This is a genomic window from Rhizobium sophoriradicis (genome assembly GCF_003939025.1).
GTDB classification, from domain to species: Bacteria; Pseudomonadota; Alphaproteobacteria; order Rhizobiales; family Rhizobiaceae; genus Rhizobium; species Rhizobium sophoriradicis.
This window is the reverse complement of sequence record NZ_RQIH01000010.1, coordinates 1-14,106: the sequence shown is the minus strand read 5'-3', so window position 1 is coordinate 14,106 and position 14,106 is coordinate 1. Positions and strand designations below refer to the sequence as shown.

Genomic DNA, 14,106 nt, shown 5'->3' with positions numbered 1-14,106 from the left:
AAGAACCGCCCGTGTCCGACAAGACCCTCTCCGCATGGAACACCGTCCAGACCGACCGCTTCCTCGTCGGTGTGCCGCATTATCCCGAACATGTCGACGAAAGCTATTGGGAGCGCGATGCCGAGCGCATGGCGAAAGCCGGCTTCAATGTCGTGCGCATGGCCGAATTCGCCTGGCACATTCTGGAGCCGAAGCTCGGCACCTATGATTTCGATCTCTTCGACCGCGCCATATCAATTCTCGGGCGCCACGGCATCGATACGATCATGTGCACGCCGACGGCGACACCGCCGCGCTGGCTGACGGCGGCGCACCCTGAAATTCTAAGGGTCGACGGCAAGGGCCGGCCGATGAGCCACGGCTCGCGCCAGCATTGCGATACGGCAAGCCCGGTCTTCCGCGAGCACAGCAAGCGCATCACCCGGGCGATGGCCGAGCATTATCGCGGCAATCCGCATGTCGTCGGCTGGCAGACGGACAATGAGCTGAATACCAGCATGCCAGAGAGCTTTTCCCAGGCGACGCTCACGGAGTTCCAGGCCTTCCTCGCCGATAAATACCGCCAGATATCAAAGCTCAACGCCGCCTGGGGCGGCGATTTCTGGGCGACGGCTTATGACAGTTTCGATCAGGTGGTGCTGCCGATCGAATTCGGCCCGACCTTCCCGAGCCCCGGCCATCTGCAGGATTACCACCGCTTCCTCGCCTTCTCCACCGGGCGCTTCCAGCACGATCAGGTCGAGATCCTGCGCGATGTGAAATCCTCCTGGTTCGTCTTCCACAATCTCGGCGGCTTGAGGGATATCGATTTCCGCGGCCAGTTCAGCAAGGATCTCGATTTCGTCGGCTACGACATCTATCCGATGCTCTATGACGAGTTCATGCGGCTCGGCAACCACGCCAAGGTGCAGGCGCTGCACCTCGATATCTGCCGCGGCTTTTCCGGCAATTATATCGTGCCCGAGCAGCAATCGGGCTTCGGCAGCCAGCCGGGCTTCTGCACGCTGACGCCGGAGCCGGGCGAGCTGCGCCGCATGGCGCTCTCCTCGGTCGCGCACGGCGCTGACGGCCTGATGTTCTTCCGCTGGCGGCCCGCCCATTTCGGCGCCGAGATCTATTGGATGGGCATCATCGACCATGACGATATCGGCCGCCATCGCTATGAGGAGGCTACGCGCTTCGCGACCGAGATGACGGCGCTGAACGATAAGATCCTCGGCACCTATGTGCGCATGGATGTCGGCATAGCCGGCTCCGATTTCGACAATCAGGAAGCCCACAAGACCTATCCGATCGGCCTGCCGAGCCCGCAGGACGATGCGATCCTGCTGCATCAGCATTGTTACGACCGCGGCATCGCCTGCGGCTTCATCCATCCGGAGGACGATCTTTCCAAACTGAAGCTCTTCTACGTGCCGCATTGGGTGATGTGGAAGGACGAATGGACGGCCAGGCTCGAAGCTTTCGCCGAAGCAGGCGGCACCGTCGTCATCGGCGCGCGCACAGGCACCCGTAACGAGGACAACCACGTCATTCGCGAAACCGCGCCCGGCACCGCGCTTTCCAGGCTGACCGGCGTGCGCGTCGAAGATTTCGGCCGTCTCGCAGCCCCCGGCGCCAACGGCCTCTTCGAGGTGATGGAGCGCTCCGGCGGCCTGGTCATCCCGCCGAACAAACCGGCTGAAAGCCACCGCCGCGTCCGCCGCTTCAAGATCGGCAACCGCGAACTGGCCGCCGGCCATTTCTACGAAAACCTCACCATCGCGCCCGACGTCGAAGTGATCGCCGCCTGGTCCAACCGCTACGCCGAGGGCCAGCCGATGGCGACCTCCCGCAAGGTGGGCAAGGGGCAGGTGGTCTATCTCGGGACGTATCTGACGCCTAAGCTGACCGAGGCGCTGACGGAGCGGCTGTTTGCGCCGGCGGGCATCGAACCGCTGGTTGGCGAGCTGCCCGAGGGCGTGGAGGTCACGATGCGGATGAACGACGAGCGGCGGCTGCTGTTCGTGCAGAATTATATGGATCAGGCTGTGACGGTGGGTGGGGTGCCTGCCGGGCGGGATCTGCTGGATGGGGAGAAGAAGGTGGCGGGGAGGCTGGAGCTTGGGGGGTATGGGTGTGCGATTGTGGAGTTGGAGGGGTGAGGGGAAGGCGCCAACCATGAAGAAAGGTGTTGCGCGCGTTCTTGGCGCGCGGACGTCTGTGGAGAGTTATAGCTCCGGTGGTGGTTCAAATCTAAGTGGCATTGGGATCGGATGCAATTCGCCGATATCAACCGGCAGCAACTGATGGCTCCGAGCTATCTCATTATTGAGAGACAAGGCTGCTTTGCGTCTCCATTCCGGCCGTCCGACGAGCCGTTGGTCAAGCCCGAAAGCCGCCATTTAATGGGTTGCGGGTCTCATGCTAACTAGGCTCCGGTTGATAGAGGGACACAATAGCCCTAGTTGCCTCAGCCAAAGCCCTAGTTGCCCCAGCCAACTTGGAACCGATCAAATCGAACCTCGCTCAACGGCCGGTTGGAGGGGCTTAGCCTTACCGAACGAAGAACGAGATGAAGCTCGGGGGAATAGTAGTGTTCGAAAATAATCGGAGGCAATTTCGTCAGTTTCAGACGGCTGTTGATGGCCCAAACTTTGTAGGAACAAGATGCAATAGTTTCCTCTCCCAAGCCGTCGAACCGGATAAAAGTCGTGCCCGAAACATATTTTTTGCCATTGATGAAAAGCGTGGTGGCGGATTGCCAGTTCTTCTTCTGTGGGAGATCGTCTAACGCAATCGCATTCGCGTATTTCAGCACATGCGTGCCGCTGGCGCTCACTCTCTTTTCGACGAGCAATGGGTGCAAATATACAGCCGAGACCGGCTGCAGTGAACCGTCGCGCTCCATCAGCCGTTGTTCGGTGAGAGCCACGCCCTCCGGCTTATAGAATACGGAATAAAAAGGCGTTTCTCTGGTCAGCAGCACGCCCTGATTGGTTTGTTTAGCGGTTAAGCAATCGCCAAAGGCTGGTACAGCCAATGTTATTCCAACCAGTAGCGACAAACTTCTTAGCAAGATCGACATCCCAGTGATTCCCCTCATCCAGGGGCTGCGCGGGCAGGATAACGCAATGGTTTATGACCTGGAACAATTCTCAAGCGCTACAGTCTGCAACCGAAGTGAGGCTAAATAACTCGCGTCAAACCTAAAACCAAGAAGATCAACAAAGCAGAGGTCACCAACACGAAAGAGGCAAGGCGAACGAGAACTTCTCTCGGCTTCATCAATACGCAATCATCATCAGCTCCTCGATCGGCCCAGTAGAATTTGGGCCCTAAATCTCCGCTGAAAGTCGAAGCCGTTTGATCGACCTGACGTACCAATACCAGCTGTGAGCGCCAAGCCGCCCACCAAGCACAAGATGAACTGCTACAAATCGAAAGGGCCAGAGATCTTTGCCGCAGGGATGGTCAGGGGATCGCTTCGGGCGCGGTGACTTACGAAGTCTTTCGGACTTGGCTTGATACACCGGATGAAGGGAAAGTCAGCCTTCCCGATTACCAATGATAGCGGGTGAAAGTGGAAAGTTGATCCCGAGCGGGTTCGCGGCTCAGGATCATAGCGCGGCTAGATAGCCAGTCCGGCGGCGGCTTCGGCTGGTAGGAGGCCGATCAGGCGCGGTCTGGCTGCCCTGGATCGTTGGCGCAAGACCGAATAAATCTTCGCCAGTCGTTGCAACCAATCCCCGAGTCACGCGTTTATGGCTGTTGACCCGTTGTGGAGTCATGCAGGGCGGACTCTCAATATCCCGCTGCTGTTCCTGTCTGCGATAGCTGAAGGCTGGCGGAGGCATTGAGTTAGGACGTTTGATGTCGAATGTAGAAGAATTCCCTGCCGCCGCCTCACGAAAGCTGAGTGAATTCGAGGTCCTTCTCAGCCTGGCGCCGAGCGTGCTTGATGCCATGCCTGGCGCCGTCTACGTCTGCGACCATGAAGGCTGGCTGGTGCGCTACAACTCGGAGGCTGCCGAGCTTTGGGGGCGCGCGCCGGCGCTCGATGGGAAGCACGACCGTTTCTGCGGATCTTACCGCCTTTTTCTGCCCGACGGCGCGCCCTTGCCACATGGCGATTGCCCGATGGCGGCCGCCGTTTCGCTGGGCACGTCCGCGCACAATGCCGAAGTCATCATCGAGCGGCCGGATGGTTTTCGTTTTCCCGCACTGGTGAACATTCGCGCGCTCAGAGATCACCAGGGAAATATCCAGGGCGCGATCAATTGCTTCCAGGACATCTCGGCGCATAAAGCGGCCGAGGAAGAGGTGCGCCGCAAGATCGTGGAGCTCGAGGACTTCTTCGAAAACAGCGCGGTTGGCCTTCATATCGTCAGCGGTGACGGCATCATCCGCCGCGCCAACAAGGCTGAGCTTGCTCTGCTCGGCTACAGCGCCGACGAATATGTCGGCCGCCACATAGCCGAGTTTCACGCCGATGCGCCTGTCATCGGAGATATCCTTCAGAGATTGTCATGCGGCGAGAAGCTGGACCGCTATCCCGCGCGGCTGCGGGCAAAGGACGGGTCGGTCAAGCATGTGCTGATTACTTCGAACAGCCGCCTCCAGGACGGCAAATTCGTCAGTACCCGCTGCTTCACGACCGATGTGACCGATCTTTACGAGGCCGAAAGTGCTCGGCGCGAAAGCGAGGAGCGGCTGGCGGCAACATATAATGCGGCGACGATCGGGATTGCGGAAGCGGATGCCGCCGGCCGGCTTCTGCGGGTGAACGACGCCCTCTGCAAGATGTTGAAGCGGTCGCGCGAGGAACTGCTCAGCATGAGCTTCTTCGATTATACCCACGAAAGCGATAGGGACGAGGATGGCGCGCTTTACGAGCGCCAGGTGCGTGGCGACTTGGACAGCTATTCCTTCCGAAAACGCTCGACGACGCCGGATGGGCAGACGATTTACCTTGACGTTCATAGCTCGTCTGTGCGCGATCAAACCGGTCATTTCCGTTATGGCGTGCGGGTAATCCAGGACGTCACCGCGGCAAAGCAGATGGAAGACCAAATCCGCGCCAGCGAACAACGCATGCGCGACCTTCTGGAAGCTTTGCCAGCGGCCGTTTATACAACCGACGCCGAAGGCCGCATCACCTTCTACAACAAGGCGGCAGTCGAAATGTCAGGCCGCTTGCCTCAACCCGGCGATATGTGGTGCGTCACCTGGCGTCTGTACAACACGGATGGAACGCCTCTACCGCATGACCAGTGCCCGATGGCCATCGCGCTGAAAGAAGACCGCCCGGTCCGCGGGGCCGAAGCGATCGCCGAACGACCCGACGGTAGCCGGGTGCCGTTCACACCCTATCCGACGCCGCTCCACGATGCCGACGGCAAGCTGGTCGGCGCGATCAACATGCTCGTCGACATTTCCGAGCGCAAGCAGGCCGAGAGCCGGCAGAAGCTGCTGATCGACGAACTCAATCACCGGGTCAAAAATACGCTTGTGACAGTGCAGTCGCTGGCGGGGCAGACGGCGCGGCATGCGGATAATCTGGAAGATTTCCTGCATCGGTTCGAAACGCGCGTTCTTGCTCTGTCGCGGGCCCATGATTTGCTGACGAAGCGGCACTGGAAGGACACGCCGCTGGATGGCCTTGCCGGCGAGGTGCTGATGCCGCTTGTGGAAGGGGCGGCAAGCCGCGTGACGATCGCCGGCCCTTCGGCCGATCTCGATCCTCGGACGGCGCTCAGCCTGACGGTGGTTCTCAACGAACTCGCGACGAACGCCATCAAACACGGAGCCCTGTCATCCAATACAGGCACGCTTTCGCTGAACTGGCACCTGGCTGATGAAACCCGGTCCGGACGGGAGTTGCTTCTCGATTGGCAGGAGCAGGGAGGCCCGAGGGTGGAGGCACCGACACGACGCGGCGTCGGCAGCCGCCTGATGGAGCGCTGCATCGAACGGGATCTCGGCGGCGCAATCGACCTCGCCTATGAACCCGCCGGCGTCAGCTGCAGGATCTCGATCCCGTTGCGCGGATCGACAGATGGGTGAATTTTCCGACCTCAAGGTGCTTGTCGTTGAGGATGAGGGCGTCGTGGCACTGCTGATCGAAGACATGCTCGAAGACCTCGGCTGCAGAATCGCGGCATCGGTCGCGCGGCTGCCCGAAGCATGCGCCGCCGCCGCCGGCGGCGAGTTCGATCTGGCCGTTCTCGATGTCAACCTGGCCGGCCAGCCGAGCTTCCCGGTCGCCGAGATCCTGCGCAAGCGGGGGATCCCCTTCATGTTCAGCACAGGTTACGGAAGTGCCAGCCTGCCTCAGGAATATGCCGGCTGCCCTGTCATATCCAAGCCGTTCTCTGCAGAAGATCTGAAACAGGAGATGACGGTAGCGATCCGGGCGAGGATACTGCCGTAGGCAGACAATGCGGTGGCAATCCAGACCGGCGCGTTCCTGATCGGCCGGCTGCACCCAATGCGTTTTAAATTCCTCTAGCCGGTTCCCTGGTTCGAAAAGCATCGGCCCAATGGCGAACAGTTAGGCCGGCGTGCGACGGCTACTCGAGTAGAATTCACTTGTCGGACAAAGCCAGGAAGTTCAAGCGGCATTCCGGTCGGCAATTGATGACGACACAAATCCGTTCACCATACCAACACACCCACCGTAAACCCTAATCCCACAACCCATTGAACAACCCGCCCCAGCGACCCAATTTTGCCCCCATTCCCGCTGACCACCCCACGTACTTCAACCTTCCTTAAACACCCGCCGCATAGCGTAACCCCTCGAATTGAGGGGGCCCATTCAATGTTCACCGTTCTGACATGCATCACCGAGCAGCATAATCTTTCGCTGGTCGGTCTTGCGGGGTTGATCTGCTTTCTCGCCAGCCATTGCGCGATGGTTCTGCTTGATCGTGCGATGCCGTCGGGTGGCGCTGCGCGGTGGATATGGATGCTGACGGCGGGGGCGGCGGGTGGTTTCGGGATCTGGGCAACCCATTTTGTCGCGATGCTTGCTTATGACCCCGGTGTCGTCGTCGGATATCATCCCGGCCTGACGTTGGTTTCGCTGCTGGTCGCGATCGTGGCGACGACGGGCGCCGTTGCGGCGAAGATCGCCTACGGCAGGTGGGCGGCGAATATCGGCGCGGGCGTGCTCTTCGGCGCCGGCATCGGCTCGATGCATTTCACCGGCATGCTGGCTATAGAATCTCCGGGAGAGATTGCCTGGGACCGGCGCTTCGTGGCGGCGTCGATCGTTCTCGGCATCGCCTTTTCGATTGCCGCTTTTCGATTTGCGAGCAGGGGCAGGCGTTCGCTTCTGGCCAGGTTCGCACCAGCGCTTCTGTTGACGCTCGGCGTTGTCGCCCTGCATTTCACCGCGATGGCCGGTGTCACCGTAACGCCAGGCTTTGCCGCGCTCGATCCGGCGACGCTGCTTTCGCCTGATGTCATGGTGGTGACGATCGCCGCCGTCACCTTTTCGTTGCTGGCCGCGGGTTTTGCGGCCGCCATATTCGCCGTGCGTTCCGAGGCCAAGGCCGCAAGGGCGGAGCGCAACTTCAAGCTCCTCGTCCAGGGCGTGACCGACTACGCCATCTGCACGCTCGACCCTAACGGCAAGGTCAGCAACTGGAATGCCGGCGCCGAGCGCGCCAAAGGCTATAGCGCCGATGATATCGTCGGCAAGGATTTTTCACTGTTCTATTCCGAGGAAGACCGCCGGAACGGCCTGCCGCAGCGGGCGCTAAAGACCGCCCGCAGGGAAGGCAGATTCGAAACCCAGGGCTGGCGCTATCGCAAGGACGGATCCTCCTTCTGGGCCCATGTCGTCATCGATGCAATTCACGACGAGAGCGGCGCGCTGATCGGCTTTGCGAAGATCACCAAGGACAACAGCAAGCAGAAGGCGGATGCCGACAGGATCAAGGAGGTAACCCACAATCTCGACGTCGCGCTGCAGAATATGGGGCAGGGCATCTGCCTGTTCGACGGGGATGAGCGCCTAGTGCTTTGCAACAAGCGCTATCTCGAAATCTTCCGCTTCCCCGAGGGATCGGTGCGCCCCGGAATGGGCTACCGGCAGATGGTCGAAATTGGCTATGCTGCCAACACCGAGGACGCGGCGGAAGCGGCCGCGCGGGCCGAGGCGCACTATACCAGGAACATGGCGCTGATCAGGGGCGGGGCCGGCAGCGCGGTTCACAAATATCCGAGCGGCAAATCGCTCCAGCAGAATGTCAACATGCTGCCCAATGGCGGCTGGGTCATCACCTTCGAAGACATCACCGATCGGCTGAAATCCGAGGAGCAGGTCGCCTTCCTAGCCAAGCATGATGCGCTGACGGGCCTTCCGAACCGGCTGCATTTTGGCGAGCGCGTCTCTGAGGAACTGATGGTCGCGGAGCGGGTGAGGGGCAAGGTGGCGGTCGTCGGCATCGACCTCGACAAGTTCAAGGAGGTCAATGACCAACACGGGCACGGCACCGGCGACATGGTGCTCGTCGAGCTGACGCGCCGTCTCGCCGAGGTGCAGCAGGAGGGCGAGTTCGTCGCCCGCTTCGGCGGCGACGAGTTCGCCGCGATCAAGCGCTTCGACGAATTGAGCGTGCTCCATGATTTCATCACCCGTCTGGAAGGCGCGCTCGGTGGATCCGTCTCCGTCGACGGCTTCGAGATCAAGACCGGTGCCAGCCTCGGTGTTGCGATCTACCCTGGTGACGCCGAGAGCGTGGACGGGCTTCTCGCCAATGCCGACCTTGCCATGTACCGCGCCAAGCAATCCCTGCTGGAGAAGGTCTGCTTCTACGAGGCCGCGATGGACGAGACCGCGCGTCACCGCCGCGCGCTTGCCAACGACCTCTGGGCCTCGATCCACCGCAATGAGCTGCATCTGCACTATCAGGTGCAGAAATCGGTGCGCACCGGCGAGATCACCGGCTACGAGGTGCTGCTGCGCTGGCGACATCACGCACGCGGCAACATCCCGCCAATGGATTTCATCGGCCTTGCTGAGGAATGCGGCGCGATCCTGCCGATCGGCGAATGGGTGCTGCGCGAAGCTTGTCGGGAGGCAGCAAGGTGGAACAACAACCACAAGATCGCCGTCAACCTCTCGCCGGTCCAGCTTGGCCATGCCGACATGGCGACAGTGATCGCGGGCATCCTTTCCGAAACCGGGCTGAACCCCCGCCGCCTCGAAATCGAGATCACCGAAAGCTCGATCATCGTCGACAAGGAGAAGGCGCTGCGGACGATGCGCGCGATCAAGGCGCTCGGCGTGTCGATTGCCATCGACGATTTCGGCACTGGCTATTCCTCGCTCGAAACGCTGCGCTCCTTCCCCTTCGACAAAATCAAGCTCGACAAGAGCTTTATGGCCGAGGTCGAGACCAGCCCGCAGTCCAAGGCGATCGTCCGCGCCATCCTGGCGCTCGGCCGGAGCCTGGAGGTGCCGGTGCTGGCTGAAGGCGTGGAGACGCAGGCGCAGCTCGATACACTCTGCGAGGAGCAATGCGACGAGGCGCAGGGCTATCTGCTCGGAAAGCCGCAGGCGATGGGCGAGGCGGTGCTTGGGAAGGCGGCTTGAAGCGGCTTGGCGGGATCGCGCCCATCTGTATCCGGTGTGCGGGGGAGTTATAGGGATTAGATGCGAGACGATGAGGCGCGTGAAGACGAGGCGACCGACGAGGAGCCGGTCATGCGAGCCACGCTGCCAAGGCGGCACGGCGGTCCCCAAAGCGGTGGCGGCGGGTTAGGCGGGAATGCAAATCCCTTACTCCGTCATGATCGGCCTTGAGCCGAGCATCCATGCCACTGGTGTCGATGGGGGCGGTGTGGATGGTCGGCTCAAGGCCGAGCATGACGGAGGGTGAGGCGGACCGACGAGAGCCATTGCAGCCGATGTGCCACATCAGGCATTGCAATCCGCCAGTTCAACCAAACAATGTCGGCGCCGGCTGATCTGACCTTGCGCGGCAGCGAGGCCCATGCCCGGGAAAGCGGATTAGAATATGCGGAAAATGGCGGTCCAGCCTTAGGGCCTGCCAGTGAGTTGGCAAAAAAATAGAGCATTTCCGAACTCAAACAAAATCGGAAATGCTCTTATAGTTCGTGCGAAGCTATTCCGGTGGCTTCGCACCGCTCGCAACTCACTCGTGGCTATTCATCTGACGTCGTCGACGCGGCGTTCTCGAGCGAGGTGCGGATCTGATCAATCTTGCCGTCGGCGTCGCCAACTCCGAGAATGGTCTTGGCTTCGTCCAGAACCGCCGGGCTGACCTCGCCGGTTTTCGTTGCTGAGGCCAAGGCATCCTCCAGCGCCGCGTCGCCCAGCACAGGGTCGTCGGCCGCGGGCTCTACCCCGTTGTCGAGCTCATACTGTGCGTAAGCCACGGCGTAGGCCGAAATGGCAGCCATGCGCGGATCCGATGTGTTCATCAGCGCCCGGTAATTCCGTTTCAAGGAATTCAGGCCCTTAAGCTGCGCCGACAGATTCTTCTCTTTCGTGCTTTTTGCTGCGGTGTCTGTCTTGCCGGACTTCGACTTGCCCTGTGCCTCTGACGATTTGCCTCTCACGGATTGTGATTTGGAGCTGCCATGATCGGAACCGCTGTTGTGGTCGCCGCCATTGCCGTTGCCGCCGCCATGACCGCCGCCGTTGCCACCTCCGCCACCATTGCCGCCGCCGCCGTCTTTTGCAAGTGCAGCCATGTCGAGGCCGACAATCGTTGCCGGGCTTGCCGCAATCGCCAGCGAAAGCACGGCCAAGGACGCTAAGGTTGGTATCCGCATGGTTTCCTCCGAATGAGACCGTGCAACTGCACGACGTGGGCTGACTCGAAAGATAGATCGCTCTCGCGCGCTGCACATCGGACTGAGGTCCTGTTCAGGGGAGCGGCTATGGTCTTAGAGCAAGCGTCCGCGACACGATGTGCCGGCGGTCATGGCCGAAGTTCGCGAACGCACGAAAACGGTTCCGGGAAGACTACCGCGAGGTTTCCAGGCGGCGATCGCCGCGCAGTCACCTTGACATTGACGATCGGAATATTCGAATTGCGCGCCGCATAAACAATATCGGAAAGGTTGGAGCTGAGGTCTTAAGTTGAGTTGGTCTCAACGCAAAACAGGTTCCGCAGCAGGATTAGCAAATTCAGGTAAATTGACGATTTTCCGAACTATGTCATCCTTCAACCTGCCGCTCCCCTTCGTGCGGCATCGCTGATTAAGGCGGTATCAGCTAGTACGAAATGCCCCGTCCTGACGGGGCATTTCGCTTATCGGGACTCCGGTACTGGAGCAGCTGATTCAAGACGCCCCTGAACTCGCTGGTCGATCGCCCTCAGGAAATGGTCGGATGTCGATGTCCATCCAAAGAGTAACTGCACGAGCGTGATCGAGGCATCATGATTACTCCTTGGGGCGTCCGAGGCGATTGGCTCGCTAGTGCAATCCGCCAGTAGTATGCATTGATAGTCCCTGAAGAAGGCATCCCGAATTGTCAACTCCACACAGACACTGGTCGTGCATCCTGTCACGATGAGTTGTTTAATGCCTGCGTTGTTCAGAACAGAATCGAGTTCGGTCTCGTAGAAACCGCTGAACCGCGTTTTGTAGAGGACAACATCCCCTGCCTCTGGCCTAAGGTCGTCAACGATATTTGTTCCCCAGGTGTCGCGGATCAGAATCCGGCTCTTGCTGCCATCCGGTGCTGTCATGCTATCACCGACCCCAAAGACTTGGAGATGTCGGATCCTGTTGGGGGCGTCCGAAGTCCCGAGGTCCGAAAGGTCGGAATAATACCCCATCTTCAGATAGACGACGGGCATTCTCAAATTGCGAGCGGCAGCTATTACCCTGGCAGTAGGGGCGACAGCCCCTTGAATCCCGGAGATATCGATCCCAGCCCTGTCGAACATTCCACCCATGGAGCCGAAGTCATTCTGCATGTCCACGACGAGAACTGCAGTGTGAGCAGGATCAATTGAAATAGGTTGAGGTTTTGCATCGATGACAAGCGGCTGCATTCTTATCCTCCCACCAGCACGAGGTGTCGCTCCATGCGCCCTCGGCTATCATGATCGGCCACCTGCATCGCGTCAACAAAGGGGGAAGATGCATCCTGCTGTCGTGGCCTGAGAACAGCGGTTACGCAGATATGGGGGAAATTGCTGACAAGACTATCGGGAGCTTTCAAGGCGGCCATCGCCACGCAAAAGGTTCAGCCAGGCCTGCGACACTTTCTCTTCGGCTGAGCCCCCGAAATGACAATCGTCGTAGCGGTCGTCTCCATCGAGTAGCGCGTCAGAATTTACGCCTTCGCGGATGCCGTGGCCGCTTTTCGACAGGGCCAGTTGCGCCTGTACTATCACATTGTCTGGAATATGCTCCTTGAAGCCGCCGTTGCTTGGTTCGAGGCATTTCGATGCGATCGAAATGTAAACGGGTGCTTCGACGCCGTGCTGACGCAATGTGCCAACCATCGACAGGAAACGTTCCTGATAGGTCTCCGCAGTGGTGCCAAAAACGAGATCTGCCTCTCCTTGCACCCAGAGGACGCTCGTTATCCGATAACCGGAATCGTGAAGCTGTTTCACTGTATCGACCAGCAGAGGATTGAAGTCACCGCCTGCCGCCCATCGTGCGACTTCTGATCCGCCATATGCGAGAGGTGCGAGGATGACGTTGTCGTTTTGTCCCGATGCGATCAATTTGTTGGCGAGAAGCGTCCAGTACTCTCCCTTGGTGTTGGTCGATCCAAGAAGTGGCGACGCCGCGATGAAGCACCGTTTGTCAAAGGCGTTTACAACACGCGCGCCATAATCTGACCGGTGCCGTTGTCCACCGTAGTTGGCAGCGTTCGATTGGCCAAGAATGAGTAAGACAGCAGTTCGATCGGTTTGAGTCGGGCAGGTCACAGCGGTTTTTGATTCATCCCCGATGAGCCGTTCCTTGTCGTCGAAAGTATAACGGCTTGGAGCCGCCGGCTTCTCGCCGCCAACCATTTTCGTCAGCGCGGAAAGTTGCGGCCAAGGAAAAATCTCATGTCTTGCGCTCATGCCGCCGACAAAGTAGATGGCGACCAAGGCGGCCAGGCCTATTGCTATTGTTTTGCGCATGTCGTTCCCTTTGCAACATCCCGATGGGTCTACGGACCCGTCAAAGCTGCTCGAGCCGTGAAGGTTCCTTTAAACCAGCCACATCTGCTTGCTCGGGCGTGCTCTTAAAAAGGGTTCGTCGCGAAGATCGAAGCCCAATCGACGACATCTCGCATTGAGTCGCCGGAAACCTGCTCTAAACTATAGTCCGAACCAGTGATTGCAATCATCCGGTTGGGTGAGAGATCGTGCCTGCTATGCAGCATGCAGTACCATGGAGATACCCCGTTGCTCGTTCATGGAACCGCGGCCGCAGATTAGGGCGGCGAGACAACCGGGAGCGGCGCACCCGTTTCCATCCGAGATGCGGCATGCCTTGTGAGGCTGCCGAGTTTGGCGAGACGCCACCCCAATCTCCGTCATCCCAGGGTTTGAACCTAGGACCCGTGCCGCTGGCGTGGGCCGTGTGTGGATGCTCGGCTCAAGGCTGAGCATGACGGAGGTAGTGGGAAGCGTCACCCACACTCCGGCATTCCCAGGGACAGGACGCGAGGATAAGATGAGCGTGGTGGTAGCCGCATGATGTAGCTCCGCGACGCGGTGCGCTTCGTAAGTCGGCTGAGTTTGGCGAGACGCCAACCCCAATCGCCGTCATCCCAGGGCTTGGCCCGAGGACCCATGCCGCAGGCATTGGCGGCCGCCGTGTGAATGCTCGGCGCAAGGCCGAACATGACGGAGGTGGGAGTGAATCGTCGTCAGCTCACACCCGGCATTCCCAGGGTCACGACGGGAGGACAAGATGAGCGTGATGGTAGCCGCATGATGTAGCTCAGCGAGGCGGTGCGCTTCGTAAGTCGGCTGAGTTTGGCGAGACGCCATCCCCAATCTCCGTCGTCCTCGGGCTTGACCCCATAGGCGCTAACTTAGCCGTCGATGTGCGATGGCGCATCGCCTTCGCGGAGGCTCGCGCAGCCGATGGAGCAGCTGGTCGATGGCGATGGGCCTGATGGTC

General features: G+C 59.8%; 8 protein-coding genes. 4 read left to right on the top strand and 4 right to left on the bottom strand.

The features are described from left to right. Positions 1–11: 11 nt before the first annotated feature. Positions 12–2,144 carry a beta-galactosidase gene (locus tag EFR00_RS17680; protein ID WP_077992839.1) on the top strand — a complete coding sequence of 711 codons (2,133 nt, stop codon included), beginning with the start codon at positions 12–14 and terminating at the stop codon, positions 2,142–2,144. 320 nt (positions 2,145–2,464) lie between these two features. Here the strand turns inward: EFR00_RS17680 and EFR00_RS17675 are convergent, their stop codons facing one another. Next, entirely contained in the window at positions 2,465–3,067 is a 603-nt protein-coding gene (locus tag EFR00_RS17675) for a hypothetical protein (protein ID WP_077992837.1), read from the bottom strand. A gap of 785 nt (positions 3,068–3,852) precedes the next feature. Between EFR00_RS17675 and EFR00_RS17670 the strand changes: the two genes are divergently transcribed. From EFR00_RS17670 to EFR00_RS17660, 3 genes are all read left to right on the top strand, one after another. Then, a complete protein-coding gene (locus EFR00_RS17670; RefSeq protein WP_077992834.1) occupies positions 3,853–6,045 on the top strand; it encodes a PAS domain-containing sensor histidine kinase in 2,193 nt (730 codons plus the stop codon). Then, a complete protein-coding gene (locus EFR00_RS17665; RefSeq protein ID WP_009993071.1) occupies positions 6,038–6,412 on the top strand; it encodes a response regulator in 375 nt (124 codons plus the stop codon). Before EFR00_RS17670 ends, EFR00_RS17665 begins: the two co-directional genes overlap by 8 nt. A gap of 390 nt (positions 6,413–6,802) precedes the next feature. Further along, positions 6,803–9,586, top strand: coding sequence for an EAL domain-containing protein (locus EFR00_RS17660; protein WP_077992832.1), 2,784 nt, complete (start codon positions 6,803–6,805; stop codon positions 9,584–9,586). A gap of 572 nt (positions 9,587–10,158) precedes the next feature. Here EFR00_RS17660 and EFR00_RS17650 read toward each other — a convergent pair. From EFR00_RS17650 to EFR00_RS17640, 3 genes are all read right to left on the bottom strand, one after another. Then, on the bottom strand, positions 10,159–10,791 hold the full coding sequence (locus tag EFR00_RS17650; protein ID WP_077992827.1) for a hypothetical protein: 633 nt from the start codon (positions 10,789–10,791) through the stop codon (positions 10,159–10,161). Between the two features lie 482 nt (positions 10,792–11,273). Then, the gene (locus EFR00_RS17645) at positions 11,274–12,023 is read right to left on the bottom strand and encodes a cysteine hydrolase family protein (RefSeq protein ID WP_077992825.1); all 750 of its coding nucleotides are present in this window, start codon (positions 12,021–12,023) and stop codon (positions 11,274–11,276) included. 153 nt (positions 12,024–12,176) lie between these two features. After that, positions 12,177–13,115 (bottom strand): sialate O-acetylesterase, encoded by a 939-nt coding sequence (locus EFR00_RS17640; protein WP_077992823.1) that lies wholly within the window; start codon positions 13,113–13,115, stop codon positions 12,177–12,179. Positions 13,116–14,106: the final 991 nt, after the last annotated feature.

What these genes read in the sequence shown, in the direction of transcription:
- EFR00_RS17660 (WP_077992832.1), top strand. Translation starts at nt 6,803, where the DNA reads ATGTTCACCGTTCTGACATGCATCACCGAGCAGCATAATCTTTCGCTG.
- EFR00_RS17670 (WP_077992834.1), top strand. Translation starts at nt 3,853, where the DNA reads ATGTCGAATGTAGAAGAATTCCCTGCCGCCGCCTCACGAAAGCTGAGT.
- EFR00_RS17675 (WP_077992837.1), bottom strand. Translation starts at nt 3,067, where the DNA reads ATGTCGATCTTGCTAAGAAGTTTGTCGCTACTGGTTGGAATAACATTG.
- EFR00_RS17665 (WP_009993071.1), top strand. Translation starts at nt 6,038, where the DNA reads ATGGGTGAATTTTCCGACCTCAAGGTGCTTGTCGTTGAGGATGAGGGC.
- EFR00_RS17650 (WP_077992827.1), bottom strand. Translation starts at nt 10,791, where the DNA reads ATGCGGATACCAACCTTAGCGTCCTTGGCCGTGCTTTCGCTGGCGATT.
- EFR00_RS17645 (WP_077992825.1), bottom strand. Translation starts at nt 12,023, where the DNA reads ATGCAGCCGCTTGTCATCGATGCAAAACCTCAACCTATTTCAATTGAT.
- EFR00_RS17640 (WP_077992823.1), bottom strand. Translation starts at nt 13,115, where the DNA reads ATGCGCAAAACAATAGCAATAGGCCTGGCCGCCTTGGTCGCCATCTAC.